Raw genomic sequence first — 21,728 nt, forward strand, 5'->3', positions numbered from 1 at the left:
TAATTCAAGGCATGCGTTGTTAACGTCTAATTATTTTTTCTTAGTTTCTGAATTCATTTTAGCTTTTAGTGCCGCAAGTTCATCATCAACTTTTTCATCAGAGGCTAAATCAGCAATTTCATCAGCTAACGACTTACTACCCATATCATAAGATTCTACTTGTGCTTCAATATCATCAATTTTTCGTTCATAGCGATCAAAGCGACTTAACGCATCATTAACACGATCACTGTCGATGTTCTTCTTCACTTTCAATCGAGAGCTAGCGGTTTTCTCACGCATAATAATCGCTTTCTGACGTGATTTTGCATCTGCTAACTTGTCTTGTAATTGCGATATTTCGTCTTGAAGTTTTGCTATATGATCATCAACGTGCTCTAGTTCATCACGCAGCGACTCTGCACTTTCATGACACTTTTTCTTTTCCATTAAAGCTGCACGCGCTAAATCTTCACGGCCTTTGCTTAATGCTAGTTCAGCTTTATCTTGCCATTGTGTTGCATCCGATTCAAATCGGCTGGCTTGGCGTGCTAATTCTTTTTTATCTGCTAATGTTTTTGCTGATGAAGAACGAACTTCAACTAGCGTGTCTTCCATTTCTTGTATGATCAAGCGCACCATTTTTGCAGGATCTTCTGCTTTGTCTAATAAGTTGTTAATATTAGAATTAATGATATCTGTGAACCTTGAAAAAACACCCATAATTACTTCCTCGTTCAAAAAATTACGTTAATTGTCTTAGTTTTTACTATTCATGTTTTGCGCCAAGTTTTTAAAACATGATAACAGCATGAATAATAAGCTTTTATTTATATTAAAAAAAGACTTCTATCTCAGCTATTAATGAAATACACTATTTGTTAGTGAAAAAAACCAATTATTAGGTCAGTAAATGGCACGTTTCAAACAACAAGATAACCTCATTGGTCAATCTAATAACTTTTTAGAAGTTTTAGAGCAAATTTCTCAAATTGCCCCCTTAAGTAAACCTGTACTCATTATTGGTGAGCGCGGAACAGGTAAAGAGCTTGTTGCTGCACGGTTACATTATTTATCAAAGCGTTGGGATCAAAATTATTTAAAACTTAATTGTGCTGCATTAAACGAAAATTTATTAGAAAGTGAGTTATTTGGTTACGACAGTGGCGCATTTACTGGTGCAAGTAAACGACATGAAGGTCGCTTTGAGCGTGCAGATAATGGCACATTATTTTTAGACGAAATTGCTAATACTTCAGGTTTAATCCAAGAAAAGTTATTACGTGTTGTTGAGTACGGTGAATTTGAACGAGTTGGTGGTTCAAGAACCATTAAAACCAACGCACGTCTCGTTGCAGCAACTAATGAGGATTTACCTTCAATGGCAGCCGCAGGAGAGTTTAGAGCAGATTTACTTGATAGATTAGCCTTTGATGTAATAACACTTCCACCATTACGAGAGCGCCTAGACGACATTCTTGTGTTAGCCGAACATTTTGCCATTAACATGGCACGTGAGCTCGAGTTTGAACTTTTTAGCGGTTTTACCGAGAAGGCCAAGCGTGCCCTGCTTGAGTATCATTGGCCTGGCAACATTCGTGAATTAAAAAATGTTGTAGAACGTAGTGTTTATCGCTGCAATAACCCTCATTTGCCAGTTCATGAACTGGTTATTGATCCATTTGAATCTCCATACCGTCCATCTAAACGCATTAAAACTCAAGACAGGATCATCACTACACCAGCAGTTGAAACTGTTGAGAAAAGCCTTGAACCAACGCACAAGGTAGCGCAGCAAAACAAACCTCAGGTCAACACTTTACAATTTCCATTGTCATTGAAGACTTTATCGCAAGACTACGAGGTCGATTTAATCAAGTCGGCACTCGCTAATTGCCAATATAATCAAAAGAAAACAGCCGATGCCTTAGAATTAACCTATCATCAATTAAGAGGCTACTTAAAAAAATATAATTTACTGGATTCAAGTAGTGCAGATGAAGAATAAATGTTTACTATGACTTATTGTAAATTTACCTATTACAACTGTTTAGCACTGTTTATCATAGTGCTAACAGGTTGTGACTCAAGCGAAACACTTTCGTTAAGCAAAAAAAGTATTATTTACTGCAGTGAAGGCGCTCCTGAAAGCTTTAATCCTCAAACCGTTACTTCTGGCACCACCATAGATGCAACAGCCAATCAGTTGTATAACCGTTTAATAGAGTTTAATCCTACTGATAATTCAGTTGTTCCTGCTATCGCAAAATCCTGGCATGTTACTCGCGATGGTAAAATGGTAACTTTCTATTTACGCAAAGACATTGAATTTCATCAAACAGCTTACTTTACGCCCACACGCAATCTTAACGCTGATGATGTCTTATTCAGTTTTAACCGTATGCTTGATGAAAATCACTTATATTACCCGGTTTCTGGTGGTAAATACCCTTTTTTCCAAAATGCTCAGCTCGTTGATTTAATTGATAATATCGAGAAAATTAATGAGTACACTATTCGTTTCCAGCTATCGCATTCAGATAGTTCATTTCTCGCTAATATTGGCGGTAATTCAGCGGTTATTTTATCCAAAGAATATGCCGATGAATTAGTGGAACTAAACACGATGCAAGAAATTGATATACTGCCAATTGGTACGGGGCCATTCAAATTTAAGCAATATAGCTCTGGAGCATTTATTCGTTATGAACCTCACGCTAACTATTGGCGTGGAAAGTCTGATCTTAAACAGTTGGTTTTTGATATCACACCTCGAGACACCGGCCGTTTAACAAAACTCCTAGCCGGCGAATGCGATATAATTGCCTACCCAATTGCTCATGAAAAAATTAAGCAACACCCTAACCTTACTTTAGAGTCTGTGACATCTTTTAATGTTGGCTATTTTGGTTTTAATACCAGTAAACCTCCCTTTAATGATCCACTAGTAAGAAAAGCAATATCTTACGCAATAAATAAACAAGCAATTCTAGAAACCGTTTACACTGGGCAAGCAGAAATTGCCGATGGTTTGATCCCAAATTCTTCTTGGGCCTATGATTCAACAATCACAAGTCAAGAGTACTCGATTACAAAAGCTCAAGCATTGTTAGCAGAGGCAGGTTATAGCAATGGATTTTCAATGAACTTATGGGCGATGCCTGTGCAACGAGCTTATAACCCGGATGCTGTCACTATGGCAAAGTTAATCCAAGCTGATTTACAAAAAATAGGGGTTGATGTCGAAATTGTCTTTGATTACGAGTGGTCGACCTTTTTACGAAAAATTTCCGAAGGTGAACACCAAAGTGTATTGTTAGGTTGGTCTGCTGATCACCCTGATCCCGATAACTTTTTTTCAACATTGCTTAGCTGCGCATCAGCAGTTACGGGGAGTAATCGAACCTTTTGGTGTAATGAAGAATTTGATCAGCTGATCCAAAGTGCTTTACAGACCAACAACATTAATAGTAGGAAAGCCTATTATTCAAAGGCGTTGAAATTGATTAATGAGGAAGTACCTTTAATTCCTATTGCCCACTCTAAAAGGTACCAAGCAAGAGCCAACAATATAAACGGCACCCTATTACGCTCAATAGGCGGAATCGACTTTAATGGGGTTACTAAAAACTAATATGTTAATTTTTACACTGCGACGCTTTAGTTTGTTCTTTTTTACTATGTGGTTATTGACCATATTATCCTTTAGTTTAAGTTTTCTGTTTCCTGGCGAACAACTTATTAACCTTACAGGAGAAATAAACGCATCACCTGAGCAACTGGCGGTTTTAGCGAATGAATATCAACAGCAAGCAAACTTACTAACACAATACTTCAGCTATGTGAGCCATTTGTTTCATGGCGATATGGGCTATTCAATGACTAGCCACCTGCCGATAATGACAGAAATAATCAACCGATTACCCGCAACAGTAGAGTTAACTTGTGTAGCACTACTTGTTGCTATGTTCTTCGGTATTCCTATTGGTTTCTGTGCGGCTATTTATCACAGAAAAGCACCTGACAATTTTATCTTAGCCATTGCTATGATTGGCTACTCAATCCCTGTTTTTTGGCTCGGTATTTTAGCCATATTAGTATTTTCGGTTCAATTAGGTTGGTTACCCTCTGCAGGACAAATAAGTCTATTATTTGAAATTAAGCATGTGACCGGTTTGCAGCTAGTCGATATTTTACTCAGCGATAGCGAGTATAAGTGGCAAGCTTTCCAAGACGCTACTCGCCATCTCATATTGCCGGTTATTGTTGTTGCCCTAGCTCCTGCAACCATCTTTATGCGCTTAGCTAGAACAGCTATGCTAGAGGTGCTAGACACCCATTACATTAAAGCAGCCAAAGCTAAGGGCTTAACCTTTAGCCAAATTATTTATCGACATGCCATGCGTAATGCGGTTATTAAAGTTATTCGTGATGTCGGCCTGCAGTTTGCTCACCTGATAACTATTGCGATGGTAACCGAAGTGATCTTTAGTTGGCCGGGGATTGGTCGTTGGCTAATCGAAAGTATTTATCAACGCGACTATACTGCTATTCAAGGTGGTCTTATCGTGCTCTCAACCTTTATCTTTATTGTGCATATTATTATTGATTTTGTCTATGCTGCGCTTAACCCATTAGCTCGGGAGCCTAATCATGGCACGTGATAAAATTTATCTAGAAGAAGAGTTTCCTACCCCGTTAATGCAGTTGTGGCATAACTTTAAACAACCGCCGGTGGTTATGATTGGCTTTGGCTGTTTTTTATTTTTAATTGCCTTGGCTTTATTAGCGAGTGTTATCACACCATATTCTTCAGTGGAGAATCACTTAGATCACTTATTATTACCTCCGGCATGGAGCGATGAAGGCAATGTCAGTTTTTTACTTGGCACGGACAACCTTGGTAGAGATATGCTATCGCGTTTAATGCACGGTACGTCATTAACCTTTGGTTTGAGTATTATTGTTGTTATGGCGTCCCTCGTGATAGGTGTTATTATCGGCTCTCTTTCCGCGCTCACTAGCGGTATTAAATCAAGTATCCTCAATCACTTTCTCGATGTGATTTTATCTATACCGTCGTTATTACTAGCCATTATCATTGTTGCCATATTAGGCCCGGGTTTAGAGAATACCTTATGGGCAATTATTATGGTGCTCATACCACAATTTGTGCACATTACTCGTAATGCCGTAAAAGAAGAGTTTGCTAAAGATTATGTATTAGCTTCCCGCCTAGATGGCGCGAGCTCGATACGAATATTATGGTATTCCATTTTTCCTAATATTATCGAAAAGTTAATTAGCCAAGCAACACTTGCCCAATCAACAGCTATTCTCGAAATTGCAGCATTAGGATTTTTAGGCTTAGGGGCTCCTATCCCTATGCCTGAATGGGGTGCCATGTTAGCTAATGGTATTGACTTATTTTATATTGCCCCTTGGACTGTTTACCTACCTGGTTTAGCCATTTTATTTTCAGTTATTGCGACAAACTTGGTCGGCGAAGGCATGCGTCATGCGCTGAAAGTGCGCAAGGAAAATTAATGAATTTAATTGATATTCGAAACCTTTCAATCGAGCTACAAACCTCAACACAACCTATCCTTGCTGTTGATCGAGTCAACTTAACCATGAAAGAAGGTGAAGTTAGAGGCTTAGTTGGGGAGTCAGGCTCAGGAAAGTCACTGTTAGCACAAGCTATTGTTGGCGTGCTTGATGAAAAATGGAAAGTAGATGCCGACCGTTTTCATTGGCGCGGCAATGATTTAATGCGACTTACTCCTGAAGAAAGAAAAGCCATTATCTCCAAAGATGTGGCGATGATTTTTCAAGAGCCAATGGCCTGCTTAGATCCAACTACCACGATAGGAGAACAGTTAGAGGAAGCTGTAGATGTTGAGCAATTAACTGGCTTTTTCTGGCAAAAGCGTCAACAACGTAAACTTGCTGCGATTAATTTATTACATAAAGTGGGCATCAAGCAGCACGAAATGTGTGTCAAAAGCTTCCCTCACCAATTAACCGACGCCTTGTGCCAGCGAGTTATGATAGCCATGGCACTGGCCCGTCGCCCGATGTTACTGATTGCTGATGAGCCTACCGCAGCAATGGAAAGTACCAATCAAGGACAAATATTTCGTCTTTTAGCGAGTTTAAATCAGCTGAAAAATATGTCGATATTATTGATCAGTCATGACTTAGAAAATGTAACTCATTGGACCAACGCGATCACTGTGATGTACAGTGGCCAATTTGTTGAGGCTGGCACCACCGAACAAATATTTAATCAACCTTATCACCCCTATACTAGAGCTTTAGTTGACAGTAGCCCGAAAGCCAATAGAATGATCCCTAACAAATCTAGGTTGATGACCTTACCTGGCAGTATTCCAATTTTACAGCATTTACCTATCGGTTGCCGCTTAGGCCCTCGGTGCCCACGTGCACAACAAAAATGTGTACATGCGCCGAAAATAAAAAACTTTCATGGTCATCAAGTGAGTTGCCATTTCCCGTTAAAGGATAGTTACTCGTGAGTAATGTGCTATTACAAGTTATTAATTTAAGTAAAAATTATAAAGATAAAAACTACTGGTTTAACCGTAAATGTGTTGCTGCTTTAGAGCCATTATCTTTTGATATTATGGCACATAAAACCTTGGCTATTGTTGGAGAAACGGGTTCAGGTAAGTCGACTTTAGCTAAATTATTAGTTGGTGCTGAATTACCGACAACCGGTCATATTCGCTTAAATGGTCAAACCTTAGCACCTGGAGACTTCAAGCAACGTTGTCAGTATATTCGGATGATATTTCAAGACTCAGGTACAACCTTGAATCCAAGTTTGACCATTGAGCAATTATTAGATGAGCCACTCAGGCTCAATACCGACCTTGATGAAACCGAACGTCATCAATTGATCAGAGACACTTTAAAAAAAGTGGGTTTATTAGCTGAACACATGAGTTTTTATCCTCATATGTTTTCTGGAGGGCAAAAACAGCGTATTTCATTAGCGCGAGCGATTATCTTAAAACCACAAGTGATTATTCTTGATGAAGCGTTAGCTTCACTTGACCCCTCACTACGCTCTCAAATCATCAATTTACTATTAGATTTGCAACAGCAGATGGGATTAGCATTTATATTGATTTCTCATAATTTAGGCATTGTCAGGCACTTTAGCGATGACATGATGGTTTTATGTCAAGGAAAAGTTTTAGAGTTTGGTAAAACAACGGATATATTACAAAAACCTCAACACAAATATACTAAAAAGCTGATCATGAGTCAGCGTTTCCAACTTCTTCACCGCTAACTAAACAATGAAATTTTGATAATAAAAAACCAGCCTTTTGGCTGGTTTTTTTGAATTGAGCTTTTAAAAGCTAGTATTGAGAGGTTGGTGCTGTTATCTCTTTTCGAACAATATCTGCATCTGCTTTTAACGATTCAATGTAACTTAAATAAGCGGCTTGGGCTAACTGCTGAGTTAATTGCTGTGACAAATTAGCTGACGCTGTTACTTCGCCATCGTTTACCGCTTGTACTTCTAATAATGCTAAGTTGCCATTGCTTAAGTTAACAGTTGTTGCTGAAACATTGCCTTCGCTAGGACGAGGCAATTTGAATGCTTCTCTTGCTAAACTTGCATCTAAACCGCTACCAACGCGAGAAACCGAAGCTTTAACTTCCATTGTTGCGCCAATTTCTGTTAATTGTTCAGTAATATCGGTTCCCGCTTTAAATGCAACTAATAGCTCATCTGCAACCGTTTGTGCTTTCTCAGATGCTTTTTGGGCAATTAAAATGTCTTTAATTTGCGGACTAACTTCAGCTAATGGTTTAACGCTAGCTTCTTGGTATTCATTCAAGCGCATTACAATCGCTAAGTTATCACTTACTTCAACAATGTCAGAGTTTAACTGCTCATTAACAACAAGGTCTGAAAAAGCTGCATCCAATACAGCACCAACATTAAATGGTGCACTGTTATTACCACGAGTTAACCAGTCAGAGGTTTTTACTTCAGTATTAATGACACCAGCAGCGTCATCTAAACTGTCTGGAAATTCAAAACTCAAACGTGCAATTTCCTGTTGAAGCTCAAAAAACTTATCTTGTGCTTTTTCATTTTTCGCTTTAGCAATTAATGACTCACGCACATCAGCAAGGCTCTGTACCTTCTCAGCTTTATAATCAGTTAGCTTAATAATGTGAAAACCAAAGTCTGTTTTAACTACGTCACTAACACTGCCAATTTCAGCTAAGGCAAATGCTGCTTCGTCGAAAGCAGTATCCATTACACCAGCATCAATCCAATCAAGATCGCCGCCATTTTCACCGCTAAAAGTATCATCTGAATTTTCTTTTGCTAAAGTAGCAAAGTCTTCACCGGCATTAATTTTTGCAAGCAACGCTTCTGCACGTGTTTTAGCGCTTGCTTCATCATCACCAAATTCAATTAAGATATGAGCAACACGACGTTGTTCTTCATCACGGTACTGACTGATATTACTTTGATAGTAAGCTTCAATGTCCGCATCAGTTAACACTATTGTTTTAGCAATATCGTTGACATCAAGCGTAATATAATTAACTTTCACTTGTTCTTGATTTTCAAAACGCGTTTGGTTAGCAAGATAATAATCATTCACTTCATCATCAGTTAACTCAACTGTCGCTTTAAATTGCTCAGCATCAATGGTCGCGAAGCGAATATCACGTTGCTGGTTTTGCAACGCTGTGTAAATATCTTCTTGGTAAGGTAGGCTAAATTCACTAGCAACTAGCGCTTGTGTTAATTGTCGACGTGTCATTTCAGTGCGTAAATAATCACGAAAATCAGACGATTGAAAAAAGCCAGCTTGATTAATCATCGCTAAATAACGATTGTTATCAAACACACCATCAATTTGAAACTCTGGCATATTACGAATAGTACTTTTAATACGCTGATCTGCTACACGAATAGCAAGCGAGTCTGAATTTTGGTCAACAAGTTTTTGATTAATTAAACTATCAACGACACCATCACGAAAGTTCTTCATGTAACCAGGATCAGCCGATAATGTTTCAAACATATCACCAAATTGCTGCGCCATGCGATTACGTTGCGCTTGATAAGCTTTGTTAAACTCATCTTGTGATATTTTTTCTCCATTAACATCTGCAACAGAAGTGTCAACAGAGTTGTTGTAACTTCCAATGCCTGCAACAGCGAAGGTTAAAATAATAAAACCAAGAATAATCTTAGCGGTTAATCCTTGAGAGCTTTCTCGAATATTTTCTAACATCTTTATCTCTTTACACGAGGGTATTGTACTTTCGGTGTGATTACTTGAGGTTTAACTTACCTCTATTATACGCTTTAGTTAATTTATGACCTGTTAATAAAAAAGTAAACTTCACTTCGACAATATATTAACTAGGCTATTTTATTAACTTAAACGCTTTAAAATCACAATTTGAACGGGCATGTTAGCCCAATAATAATGAAAATGAAACTCTTTTACTCTGGTGATGAAATAACGGTTAAATAACCACCAACTTGCTTTAAGAAATAGCCTTTATACCCAAGCCACTTGAAAATGCAGTTTCAGAGTTAAGCTAGGAAATCAGCGCAAGGCACAGCACGCAGATAATGGTTATTCCCTTATCAAGTGCTGCACAGCTTTTTTGCTCCAGACAAAAGCTAAGTACATACATCCATGTATGCAACGCTGCACTGATTTTCTAGCTTAGCTCCCGCAGGGCAAGGCGATAAAGGGTCATCTCCGGCGTTATTGATTTCGACAATGGAACAACCATTCCCTTCAATCAATGCCTTGGTGCTAACCCTTTTTCGACTTGCACAATCCTGCATTTTCAAGTGGTTTGGGTATAATCAATGCCAACCTACAGATCAAAAAAAGAGTAAGCGTGATAGCAACACTTACTCTTTTGTATTAACACTGCGGTACTAAATTTTATTTTTTATTGAGAATATCATCTAAGTTTGCTTGCTCTGCCGATGACAAATTAAGCTCACTTGCTTTTAGTTTGCTTCGTTTACGTAGCACAAACACTAAACTAATAATAAAGCCCAAGAAAATAACCAGCGGCCCAAACCACAAAATATACGTTTGCTTTTTTAGCTGAGGTCGATATAACACAAAGTCTCCGTAGCGATATACCATAAAATCGATAATTTCCTGATCGCTTTTGCCTTCCTGCAATAAGTTATACAAGTTTTTTCTTAAGTCGACAGCTATCTTAGAGTTTGAATCCGCTAGGTTTTGATTTTGACACTTAGGACAACGTAACTCTTTTGATAATACTTGAAAGCGTATTTTAGTCGCTTCATCTTTAAATTGAAAAGTATCAACGGGGCTTGCGCTAACGTTGCTTATCAACAAAAAGCTGAGCAACAAACTACTCATAGCTAAACCAAGCACTTTTGCTATCTGTAAAATATAATGGCCGTTGGGCTGTGTATGCATTAAGACGCTCCTTGTGCCATTTCGGTTTCTATTTGTTCAATTAACGGTAGAAACTCTTTTTTCCAAACCATATCGTTAATCGGGCCAGCAAAGCGCTTACGTATAATACCGGTATGATCTATCACAAAAGTCTCAGGTGCACCGAACACACCAATGTCTAAGCCTAATGCACCTTGCTCATCAAAAATTGACAGTACATAGGGATCTTTGTATTGCTTGAGCCACTGCAAAGCGGCATTACGATCATCGGTAAAGTTAAGGCCATAGAGCTTAATACGAGGGTCTTGAGCAATATTGAGTAAATATGGATGTTCATATTTACACTGTATACACCAAGTAGCCCAAACGTTAAGCAAGACAATATCGCCTTGCAAGTCATCTCGCCCTAACATTTGCTCTGATGCTGTTAAGCTCGGTAACGCGAACTCAGGCAGAGGTTTACCTATCATAGCCGACGGCATCGATTGAGGGTTAAGAAACAAACCTCTATAAAGTAAAACACCTAATAAAATAAATAAAATTAATGGTATAAAACGAATAATACTTTTCATTAATTTATGCCTCTTGTAAAACGACAGAGTTAGATTGTATAGACTTTTGCTCTTTTGCCAATACACGCTTACGATAACGCTTACTCAGAATAGCTAAAAAGCCACCTATTGCCATCAAGAAACCGCCTAGCCAGATCCAAACAATAAACGGCTTATAATACAAGCGCATAGACCAAGCGTTTTGACCTAATGGATCTCCTAAGGCCACATAAATATCACGTAATAAATTAGTGTGAATACCGGCTTCTGTCATGCCCATGCTTTCAACAGTGTACGTACGTTGTTCAGGCTTTAATAACGTTACAAATTCACCATCAAGTGAGACATTAATTTGACCTTGAATAGCGCTATAGTTAGGACCCTCAACATTCTTTGTTCCTGCAAATTCAATCGTGTAACCTGATAAATTTACATTTTCACCTGGCAACATTTTAACGTTAATTTCTTTTTCATAAGAAGACACCATAGTAATACCAATAACCGTCACGGCTATACCCGCATGCGCAACAGCCATGCCTATATGGTTGAGCGGCACCGCTGAAAATTTCCAACGCCCATCGGCTTGTTTTGCATGGTTAAGCACATCTTTCAATACTGCTAATACAATCCAACACCCTAACGTCATACCAACAAAGACCATAAAATTAAATTCACCTGCAAACATGAATGGCCAAGCAGCACCGAATATCACGCTAAAAATGGAAATTAAGTTTAGATGCTTAGAAAGTTCACCCTTGCGGGCTTTTTTCCAGCGAATAAGAGGTCCTATGCCCATAAAAATAAATAGCGCAATCATCATAGGAATAAATACGGCATTAAAGTATGGAGCGCCCACTGATATTTTCCCCATTCCCATAGCGTCGATAATCAATGGATACAAAGTGCCTAATAAAATTGTCACTGTTGCCGTTATCAAAATCGACATCGCGATTAAAATAGTATTTTCACGTGAATATGCGGTAAAGCGGTTAGGGCTAGTAACATTAGCCGCTTTAACAGCATATAGTGTCAGTGAACCACCAACAGCTATAGCTAACAAGACTAACAAGTACATGCCTCGTCCTGGGTCGACAGCAAAAGAGTGTACTGAGGTAATAACCCCTGAACGCACTAAGAATGCGCCAAGTAAATTTAATGAAAAAGTAAATATAGCGAGCAATAACGTCCAATGCTTAAAAGTATTACGTTGTTCCGTTACCGCAAGCGCATGAATTAACGCTGTACCTGCAAGCCAAGGCATAAATGAAACGTTCTCTACTGGATCCCAAAACCACCAGCCACCCCAGCCAAGCTCATAGTAAGCCCACCAACTACCGAGTGCGATACCAACTGATAGGAATGACCAAGCAGCCACAGTCCAAGGACGCGACCAACGAGCCCAAGCTGCATCCATTTTTCCCGCCATAAGGGCTGCAATAGCAAAAGCAAAAGCAACAGAAAAGCCTACATACCCCATATACAACATTGGTGGATGAATAATTAAACCGATATCTTGTAATAACGGGTTTAAATCTCGCCCTTCCATTGGAAAGTTAGGCAGCAAACGTTCAAAAGGATTTGACGTTAACAGCGTAAATAAAATAAAACCGACAGCGATCATTCCCATCACAGCTAAAACGCGTGCGACAAACTCTCGCTCTAATTGCTTGCTAAAGATACCAACAGCAAATGTCCAGCCAGTCAAGGCAAAAACCCAAAACAACATTGAACCTTCATGGCCGCCCCACACCGCACTAATTTTAAAATAGTAGGGTAAAAGGCTGTTTGAATGATTGGCAATATACTTAACTGAAAAATCATCCACGGTGAAGCTATAGGCTAATAAACAAATGCTAATGCCGACAAAAAGAAATAAACCAAAACTTAAAGGTTTGGCACTATTGATTAATTGTTGATTGTTCTGCGCAACACCTATTAGCGGCACTATGCTTAAACATAAAGCAAAAGCTAATCCGATAATGAGGGCGAAATGGCCGAGCTCTGGGATCATGATAATTCCTGTAAATCAATGTTAAAACATTATTAAAACTAAACTCAATATAACTTACATAATTAAAGTTAATGGTCGTTAATTTCAAATCTTCTTAAGTCAATACCACGGTAACCATGGTGAGTAACAATAATTACTGCGGCATTAAATCAATTAACTTTTATGGTACGAGTACCGATATCTGCATGTTAATCGGCTCTTTTTCCATCACATCTATATCAAGCACTTCAACCTTGAAGTCACCGGGTTTAATACCTACATTGCCCTGCATTGAGACCACTGCATAGATATGAACTTTATCAACACTACTCAAGCGCATTTGTGGGGTCATTGCTTGAGAGTCATCCAAAACAATACTAAGTGGTAAGTCACTAGCTTTAATTTTTACTGCAGCTAAAGGCATGCGAGGCCCTTCTGCAGCAATAGCGTAAATAAATACCGTTTTGTCCTCGCTATCCATTAATGCTTCTTGGACATTCGGTGCGAGTGAAACATCAACAGTGAGTCGAGGCAATGTTAGATCAACATTTTCAGCAGTTAATGATGATGTAACGCCGTCATTACTGATACGTAATTGATTTTTAGCTTCTTCTACTGCGCCCATTAAGGCTTGTTTGCTGATACCTGGGCGCTCACTGTTTAAAACCGTTTCCCAGTATTGCACTGCTTTTTCAAAGTTTCGATTACTAAAACTGTCCATACCCAATAGAATATTAGTAGCAGCATCAAGTGAATCTAAAGCTAAAGCCTTATCAATAACCAACTGTATATCTTCATTTATCACTTGGTTGTTTTTATAATACATTGCCTGAGCTTTTGGCCCTAATAACTCAGCATGTTCACCGACTTGTGCAATCACACCGTCAAACGCTTCAACTGCATTATCAAACTCACCTACTGAAATATAAGCCTGACCTAAACTAAACAGTGCTTGTGAGTTTGATGGGTCATTTGCCACTTCTCGTTGGAGTTGCTGCAAACGATAAGCAAGCATTTGCTCTGGAGATAGTTCGCTATGGGCTTCACTTTCATTCATCGCTGCAGGAGAATTTAATTGCGGGTAAGCACCTAGGATCATATAGCTATATAAACTCAAGCTAACGATGGAAAAACCAATGGCAACGGGCCATAGCCATGACTTTTGCTGCGGCTCTAAAACATTTGCTTCGCTTGCGTTAGCATCTTGTAAAAGTGTTTTGTCTAATTCAGCTTTCAATTGCAAAAAGCTATCTTGTTCAATACTGCCCTCTGCGAGGTCATGCTCTAACTGTGATAAATGCTCGTGATAAAGTGTCACATTAGTTTCTTGTCGAATATTGCCATTTTCTGCACCAATAGCATTATTTTCTGCAGTAAAAATTCGCCATACAATAAATAATGCTATTACGATCAGTAATAAAATTGCCAGCCAAAATGTAGTCATATTATTTAATTTATACCTATAATTGTCGGATCAGACGCGTTAATTAAATTTATTAAAACGAATAACTAATGTTCTACGATGTTGTTTTAAAGCGCGGTAAGATTAACAATTATGCGCTGCTTTTCCTAGCTATATCACTCTCAAAAGTGTCTCTTTTGTTTGAGTCCCCGTACCAATGCCACCAACCTAAAAGTAAAAATGACACCGCCTATCTATAGCTCGCTATATTGCCGGTTAATATACCACAAAAGATAACGTCTCCACGGTGTATTCAATAGTACTAACGGAAAACTTGATTAAGGTCAACAAGACGATAAATTGATTAATGTCACAAATTGCAAACATGCAATTTTGTTATTACGGGGTTATTTAGATAAGTCGTTGATAGAAATTTCGCAGAAGAGTTTATGGCAACACTTGAGTAATTAAATTCAAGCAAGAACAAATTATCATTTACGCCATGGGGTATAAAATGCCAGAGCTTTAACCACTATTTTATTTACTTATGGCTTTAAAGTCTGGAAAAATCAGCTTATGCTGTCGAATTAGCTAACGCTATCATGAGCATTTAGCTTGATGAGGTGGGCCCGCTTAATAGCCACCGAATACCCATGCGCTAGAAACAATTAAGCCGCTTATAAAAGCGGCTTAATGAGCAATCATGAGCAAAAGCTAATGATTAGCCATTACATGCATCTTTAAGCGCTTTACCAGCTTTAAAAGATGGAATTTTAGCTGCAGCGATTTCAATAGTCGCGCCAGTTTGTGGGTTGCGACCAGTGCGTGCTGCACGGTCACGTACTGAGAAAGTACCAAAACCAACTAATGCGACTTGTTCGCCACCTTTTAACTCTTCTGTAACCGCTTCGATAAATGAATCTAACGCACGACCAGCCGCAGCTTTAGAAATGTCAGCACCAGCAGCAATTTTCTCGATTAATTGAGATTTATTCACAGTGTATTCCCCTTCAATTGTTATTATTCAGCGCTATCATTTGTTTTTAGCGTCCTGCAGAAACTTTTATATCAAGCTTCTTTTTGAACATCAAGCGCTGAGTTAAAGAAAACTAAAAATATTGATAATTATTTTTATCTCTACTAGACCCCTTATGTATAGGGGTTCTAGCGTTATCAGCGTCATTAACTTACCATAGTTTCAGCGTTTGAAAAGCGTTAATTACGTTTTTTGCTAACTTTTTGCTGTTTTTCTATCTTTTTCAGCAAAAACAGCTGTTTTTCTACTCATTTAACTGTCTGACTGCCACTTTTCTACCGGATGTTCTAAGGCTATTTTCAGCACTTCATCTATCCACTTCACCGGATAGATGGCTAAATCAGCTTTAACATTATCAGGAATTTCTTCCAAATCACGCTCATTATCTTTGGGGATAACGACCGTTTTAATACCACCACGATGCGCAGCAAGCAGTTTTTCTTTCAGACCACCAATAGCAAGCACTTCACCACGTAAAGTGATTTCTCCGGTCATCGCTACGTCAGCTTTTACCGGATTACCGGTCAAACTTGATACTAACGCGGTACACATACCAATACCTGCACTTGGACCATCTTTAGGTGTTGCACCTTCAGGTACATGGACATGAATATCACGCTTTTCGTGAAAGTCTTCATTAATACGTAGTTTTTCAGTACGGCTTCTTACTACTGTCATAGCCGCTTGAATAGACTCCTGCATCACATCACCAAGTGAGCCGGTATAACTTAACTTACCTTTACCTGGTACTGATGCGGTCTCTATCGTTAATAACTCGCCACCCACTTGCGTCCACGCTAGACCGGTAACTAAACCAACCCGGTTTTCATCGTCAGCTTTACCGTAATCAAAGCGCTGTACACCAAGAAATTCTGATAAATTATCTTGATTTATCGTCACTTTCTTTAATTTTTTATCTAAAAGAATTGATTTAACGGCTTTACGGCATAGCTTAGAAATATCACGTTCTAGCCCACGTACACCAGCTTCTCGCGTGTAATAGCGAATAATACCGATAATAGCGCTATCTTCTATTTCAATTTCACTGCTCTTTAAGCCATTACGTTCGATTTGTTTATCCACTAAATGGTTCTTGGCAATATTTAGCTTTTCATCCTCGGTATAACCCGACAGGCGAATAACTTCCATACGGTCAAGTAATGGTCCAGGAATATCCATGCTGTTAGATGTTGCGACGAACATAACATCAGATAAATCGTAGTCAACTTCCAAGTAATGGTCGTTAAAGCTACTATTTTGCTCTGGATCTAGTACTTCTAATAGAGCAGATGCGGGGTCACCACGCATATCAGAGGCCATTTTATCGATTTCATCTAATAGAAATAGCGGATTTTTCACCCCAACTTTAGCTATTTTTTGAATCAATTTACCCGGCAGTGAGCCAATATAAGTTCTTCTATGACCTCGGATTTCAGCTTCATCACGCACACCACCTAAAGCCATGCGCACATACTTACGACCGGTTGATTTAGCAATAGACTGCCCTAATGAGGTTTTACCAACCCCAGGAGGCCCAACTAAGCACAAAATAGGTCCTTTTAACTGACTAACCCGCTGTTGCACGGCCAAGTACTCTAAAATGCGCTCTTTAACTTTATCGAGACCATAATGATCTTTGTCTAAAACATCTTGTGCTAATTTAAGGTTACGTTTTAATTTACTACGCTTTTTCCAAGGAACACTGATCATCCAATCAATATAACTGCGCACCACCGTTGCTTCAGCAGACATTGGCGACATCATTTTTAATTTTTTTAATTCTGTTAAGGTTTTTTCTTTTGCCTCTTTAGGCATCTGAGCAGCTTCGATTTGCTTCTCTATTTGCTCAACTTCATTTGTACCTTCTTCATCATCACCGAGTTCTTTTTGAATCGCTTTCATTTGCTCATTCAAATAATACTCACGCTGACTTTTTTCCATTTGCTTTTTAACACGGGTGCGAATTTTTTTCTCAACCTGAAGTAAGTCGATTTCGCCTTCCATTAGTGCCATTAAAAATTCAAGACGCTCTGAAACATGAGTAATCTCTAAAACTTTTTGCTTATCAACCAATTTAAGCGGCATATGCGCTGCCATGGTATCTGCTAACTGCTCAGCATCATCAATACCTGAAACTGACGTTAATACTTCAGGTGGTATTTTTTTGTTTAACTTTACATAACCTTCAAACTGAGAAATTGCAGAACGAATAAGCACTTCTGTACTATCATCAGGCGCCCCCTCAACATTCAAAAAGTCAGCATTAGCTGTAAAGTACTCATCTGTTTCAACAAATTCACTGATATGTGCACGACGCACGCCTTCAACGAGCACTTTAACAGTACCATCAGGTAGTTTTAACATTTGCAGAATAGTGGCTATAGTGCCGGTTTGGTATAGATCGTCTTGTGTAGGATCATCAACCGCGGCATCTTTTTGTGCAACAAGGAAAATTTGTTTATCATTTTCATTGGCAATATCTAGACAGCGAATAGACTTTTCGCGACCAACAAATAATGGGATAACCATTTGTGGATAAACTACAACATCACGTAAGGCTAATACGGGAATTTCAACTACGCCAGATAACTCTTTAGTCATTGGTTACTCTCTCGGTGATAGTATGATGTGATTTTATAATACCAACAGACACTTATTTCAGCCATTTGGTAAAGGATATGTATTTGTATATGGGGCGTTTGCAAATACTTTCAACAGATGAATAAAAAAAAGTGACGTTAATCACGCAGATTAACGTCACTTATTATTTTTTTAGCTGAGAAGCTTTATTCTGAAGACGCTTTTTCTTGCTGCGTTTCATAAATAATAATGGGTTGAGATTCACCTTTAATAACCGTTTCATCCACCACAACTTTTACTGCATTTTCCATTGAAGGCAATTCATACATAGTTTCAAGTAGTACCCCTTCAACAATAGAGCGTAAACCACGAGCGCCAGTTTTACGTACCATCGCTTTATGTGCAATTGCTGTCAAAGCATCTTCTCTAAACTCAAGCTCAACATTTTCCATATCGAAAAGTGCACTAAATTGTTTAGTTAAGGCGTTTTTCGGCTCTTGTAGAATTTGAATTAAAGCAGCTTCATCAAGCTCTGTTAACGTAGCAACTACAGGTAATCGGCCAATAAATTCAGGGATCAAACCATATTTAACTAAATCTTCAGGCTCAACATCTTGAAAGCGCTGAGTTAGGGTTTTTTCATCTTCTTTGCCACGTACTGTGGCACCAAAACCAATACCTGTGCCAGTATGACAACGTTGCTCAACAACTTTATCTAGACCAGCAAAAGCACCACCACAAATAAATAAAATTTTAGAGGTGTCAACTTGCAAAAACTCTTGCTGCGGATGCTTACGACCACCTTGTGGAGGCACTGAGGCAATAGTTCCCTCAATTAGCTTTAATAACGCTTGTTGAACACCTTCACCTGAAACATCACGCGTAATAGACGGATTATCAGATTTACGTGAAATTTTATCTATTTCATCAATATAAACAATACCACGTTGTGCTTTTTCAACATCATAGTCGCATTTTTGCAATAGCTTCTGAATAATGTTTTCAACATCTTCACCTACATAACCAGCTTCAGTTAATGTTGTGGCATCAGCCATTGTAAATGGTACATCTAACAAGCGTGCTAACGTCTGTGCTAAAAGTGTTTTACCACTACCTGTTGGGCCAATAAGTAATATATTACTCTTGCTTAGTTCAACACCGTTATGCGAATCACCATTACGTAAACGTTTATAATGATTGTACACCGCTACAGCGAGTACTTTCTTAGCGTGCTCTTGCCCAATAACATAGTCATCTAGGCTTTCACGAATTTCAATTGGCGTTGGTAAGCTTTCTTTATCTTGCTTTGGTGCGATTTCTTTAATTTCTTCACGAATAATGTCGTTACAAAGCTCAACACATTCATCGCAAACAAAGACAGAAGGTCCGGCAATTAACTTACGCACTTCATGCTGACTTTTACCACAAAATGAGCAATACAGTAACTTACCGTCATCACCGTCACCTGTTTTCATATCGGTCATACGGTACCTCTAATATTTAAAATTTTACAAACTAATACTGACAAGTATTTCATAAATTACGCAAATAACAATGCGCTTAACAAAGTAGACCGTTATTTATCGATTCTTTGTTCTAATATGGCATCAACTAAGCCATATTCAACCGCACTTTCAGCACTTAAGAAGTTATCACGGTCAGTATCACCCGATACTTTCTTTAATGATTGTCCCGTGTGCTCTGCCATTAAACGGTTAAGTTTTTCTTTGATATACAAAATTTCTTTTGCATGTATTTCAAAGTCTGATGCTTGACCTTGAAAACCGCCTAAAGGTTGATGAATCATCACGCGAGCATTAGGTAAACAATAACGTTTGCCTTTTTCGCCGCCAGACAGTAAAAATGCCCCCATGCTTGCCGCTTGACCGATACAAACAGTACTCACATTAGGTTTAATAAACTTCATTGTATCGTAAATAGCCATACCCGCAGTCACAGAACCACCAGGTGAATTGATATATAAATAAATATCTTTGTCTGGGCTTTCTGACTCTAAAAATAGCATTTGGGCAACGATTAAATTGGCCATATGGTCTTCGACTTGACCACATAGGAAAATAACGCGTTCTTTTAGCAGTCGAGAATAAATATCGTAAGAGCGTTCACCTTTGGCGGTTTGCTCAACAACCATTGGCACTAAAGCACTGTCGATATTATTTGTTAAATCGTGAGAATTATTGTGAGAAGTAAACAACTAACTTTCCTTTTGATAAAAAAATGGCTCATATGTCCCCATATAAGCCATTTAAGCGATTGCTCAAGAGAATGTCAATCTAAAAGGTCTATTTACCTTCAGGATTCATAATATCTTTGAAACTTGCTTCTTTGTCTGTCACTTTTGCGTTCTCAAGTAACAACTCTACAGCTTGCTCTTCTAATGCAACATTTTGCATTTGTTGAGCAAGTTCTTTGTTTGTTTTGTAGTACTCAATCACTTCAGCTGGATCTTCATACGCAGAAGCCGCTGATTCGATCAACTCAGTTACTTTTGCTTCGTCAACTTTTAATTCGTTAACTTTAATCACTTCGCCTAAAAGTAAACCTGTTTTTACGCGACGTTTAGCTTGCTCTTCAAACATTTCAGCCGGTAACTCAGGTAAGTTATTCGGATCCATTTGACCAGCAAAACGTTGCATAGCTTGCTTACGTAGTACATCGATTTCTTGCGCTACTAGTGCAGTAGGGATCTCTAATTCGCTAACTTCAAGTAAGCCTTCAATAACTTGCTCTTTCACTTTAGCTTTAACAGCTTGTTTAAGTTCGCGCGTCATGTTTTTGCCAACTTCTTCACGAAGTGCTTCAACACCACCTTCTTCTACACCGAATAATTTCGCAAAATCTTCATCGATTTCAGGTAAAACTGGACCTTCAGTTTTATGAACAACGATATCAAATTCAGCGTCTTTACCTTTAAGCTTTTCAGCGTGGTAATCTTCTGGGAAAGTCACAGTGATAGTTTTCTCATCACCAGCTTTCATACCAATAATATCTTTTTCAAAGCCAGGGATCATGCGCTCAGAACCTAATTCAAGTTCGAAAGCTTCAGCTTTGCCACCTTCAAATTCTTCACCGTCAACACGACCATTAAAGTCGATAGTTAACTTGTCACCTTTCTTGCTTTTACGCTTGTTTTCTTTCCACGTTTTATGTTGATTTTGTAATGTTTCGAACATTTCATCTAAATCAGCATCAGTCACGTCAACAGCTGGACGATCAACGGCTATTTTATCTAAATCTTTTAAAGCGACTTCAGGGTAAACCTCAAATGTTGCTTCAAATTCTAGCGCTTTACCATCTTCATTGCTTTTAGCAACAAATGCTGGACGGCCTGCTGGGTTTAGTTTTTCAGCAACAATCGCATCAACAAAGTTACGTTGCATTAATTCACCAGCAACTTCTTGACGTACAGATTGACCATAGCGTTTTTGAATAACTGATGGTGGCACTTTACCTGGACGGAAACCATTTATACGCTGTGTCTTGCCAATGTGGCGAAGACGGTTTTTAACTTCAACATCTACTGTTTCGGCAGGAACAGAAATCGTTAAACGACGTTCCAAACCTTGTGTAGTCTCAACTGAAACTTGCATTTAATTACCTCAAAAAACTTAGCGTATGTACGCTTTCTATAACGCATCTAAATATAGTCAACACTACTTTAAGTAAAATAGTGTATTCAGCTTATTAGCATAAACTAACAGAGCCC

At 38.6% G+C, this 21,728-nt stretch carries 17 protein-coding genes; 6 read left to right on the forward strand and 11 right to left on the reverse strand.

The window, feature by feature from the left end; genetic code table 11:
• Positions 1-30 precede the first annotated feature (30 nt).
• Positions 31-702, reverse strand: coding sequence for a phage shock protein PspA (pspA, locus tag B0169_RS07580; protein ID WP_077285363.1), 672 nt, complete (start codon positions 700-702; stop codon positions 31-33).
• Between the two features lie 190 nt (positions 703-892).
• Here pspA and pspF point away from each other — a divergent pair, with 190 nt between their 5' ends.
• Genes pspF through B0169_RS07610 form a run of 6 tightly spaced genes read left to right on the forward strand, consistent with a single transcriptional unit; the run spans position 893 to position 7,300 of the window.
• Entirely contained in the window at positions 893-1,987 is a 1,095-nt protein-coding gene (pspF, locus tag B0169_RS07585; RefSeq protein WP_077285364.1) for a phage shock protein operon transcriptional activator, read from the forward strand.
• A complete protein-coding gene (locus B0169_RS07590; protein ID WP_235838514.1) occupies positions 1,988-3,613 on the forward strand; it encodes an ABC transporter substrate-binding protein in 1,626 nt (541 codons plus the stop codon).
• A gap of 1 nt (position 3,614) precedes the next feature.
• Positions 3,615-4,643, forward strand: a complete 1,029-nt coding sequence (locus B0169_RS07595; protein ID WP_077285572.1) for an ABC transporter permease — start codon at positions 3,615-3,617, stop codon at positions 4,641-4,643.
• On the forward strand, positions 4,633-5,526 hold the full coding sequence (locus B0169_RS07600; protein ID WP_077285365.1) for an ABC transporter permease subunit: 894 nt from the start codon (positions 4,633-4,635) through the stop codon (positions 5,524-5,526). The genes B0169_RS07595 and B0169_RS07600 overlap by 11 nt, the downstream gene beginning before the upstream one ends.
• Positions 5,526-6,518, forward strand: coding sequence for a peptide ABC transporter ATP-binding protein (locus B0169_RS07605; protein WP_077285366.1), 993 nt, complete (start codon positions 5,526-5,528; stop codon positions 6,516-6,518). Before B0169_RS07600 ends, B0169_RS07605 begins: the two co-directional genes overlap by 1 nt.
• On the forward strand, positions 6,515-7,300 hold the full coding sequence (locus B0169_RS07610) for a peptide ABC transporter ATP-binding protein (protein ID WP_077285367.1): 786 nt from the start codon (positions 6,515-6,517) through the stop codon (positions 7,298-7,300). Before B0169_RS07605 ends, B0169_RS07610 begins: the two co-directional genes overlap by 4 nt.
• Positions 7,301-7,370: 70 nt before the next feature.
• On the opposite strand, the gene B0169_RS07615 is transcribed toward B0169_RS07610, so the two are convergent.
• The 10 genes from B0169_RS07615 to tig form a co-directional block, all read right to left on the reverse strand.
• Entirely contained in the window at positions 7,371-9,278 is a 1,908-nt protein-coding gene (locus B0169_RS07615; RefSeq protein ID WP_077285368.1) for a SurA N-terminal domain-containing protein, read from the reverse strand.
• A 672-nt stretch (positions 9,279-9,950) separates the two neighbouring features.
• Positions 9,951-10,463, reverse strand: a complete 513-nt coding sequence (locus B0169_RS07620; protein ID WP_077285369.1) for a cytochrome c-type biogenesis protein — start codon at positions 10,461-10,463, stop codon at positions 9,951-9,953.
• Positions 10,463-11,014, reverse strand: a complete 552-nt coding sequence (locus B0169_RS07625) for a DsbE family thiol:disulfide interchange protein (RefSeq protein ID WP_077285370.1) — start codon at positions 11,012-11,014, stop codon at positions 10,463-10,465. Before B0169_RS07625 ends, B0169_RS07620 begins: the two co-directional genes overlap by 1 nt.
• Positions 11,015-11,018: 4 nt before the next feature.
• Entirely contained in the window at positions 11,019-13,004 is a 1,986-nt protein-coding gene (locus tag B0169_RS07630; protein ID WP_077285371.1) for a heme lyase CcmF/NrfE family subunit, read from the reverse strand.
• A 160-nt stretch (positions 13,005-13,164) separates the two neighbouring features.
• Positions 13,165-14,427: a c-type cytochrome biogenesis protein CcmI gene (gene ccmI / locus B0169_RS07635; protein ID WP_077285372.1), complete on the reverse strand. Its 1,263-nt coding sequence runs from the start codon at positions 14,425-14,427 to the stop codon at positions 13,165-13,167.
• A gap of 679 nt (positions 14,428-15,106) precedes the next feature.
• Positions 15,107-15,382 carry a nucleoid-associated protein HU-beta gene (gene hupB / locus B0169_RS07640; RefSeq protein WP_077285373.1) on the reverse strand — a complete coding sequence of 92 codons (276 nt, stop codon included), beginning with the start codon at positions 15,380-15,382 and terminating at the stop codon, positions 15,107-15,109.
• Positions 15,383-15,673: 291 nt separating this feature from the next.
• Positions 15,674-18,022: an endopeptidase La gene (gene lon / locus B0169_RS07645; RefSeq protein WP_077285374.1), complete on the reverse strand. Its 2,349-nt coding sequence runs from the start codon at positions 18,020-18,022 to the stop codon at positions 15,674-15,676.
• 185 nt (positions 18,023-18,207) lie between these two features.
• Positions 18,208-19,485, reverse strand: a complete 1,278-nt coding sequence (gene clpX, locus B0169_RS07650) for an ATP-dependent protease ATP-binding subunit ClpX (protein WP_077285375.1) — start codon at positions 19,483-19,485, stop codon at positions 18,208-18,210.
• 92 nt (positions 19,486-19,577) lie between these two features.
• Positions 19,578-20,216, reverse strand: coding sequence for an ATP-dependent Clp endopeptidase proteolytic subunit ClpP (clpP, locus tag B0169_RS07655; RefSeq protein ID WP_077285376.1), 639 nt, complete (start codon positions 20,214-20,216; stop codon positions 19,578-19,580).
• 88 nt (positions 20,217-20,304) lie between these two features.
• On the reverse strand, positions 20,305-21,612 hold the full coding sequence (tig, locus tag B0169_RS07660) for a trigger factor (RefSeq protein WP_077285377.1): 1,308 nt from the start codon (positions 21,610-21,612) through the stop codon (positions 20,305-20,307).
• Between the last annotated feature and the right edge of the window lie 116 nt (positions 21,613-21,728).

It is taken from the genome of Cognaticolwellia aestuarii (genome assembly GCF_002000025.1).
GTDB lineage: Bacteria > Pseudomonadota > Gammaproteobacteria > Enterobacterales > Alteromonadaceae > Cognaticolwellia > Cognaticolwellia aestuarii.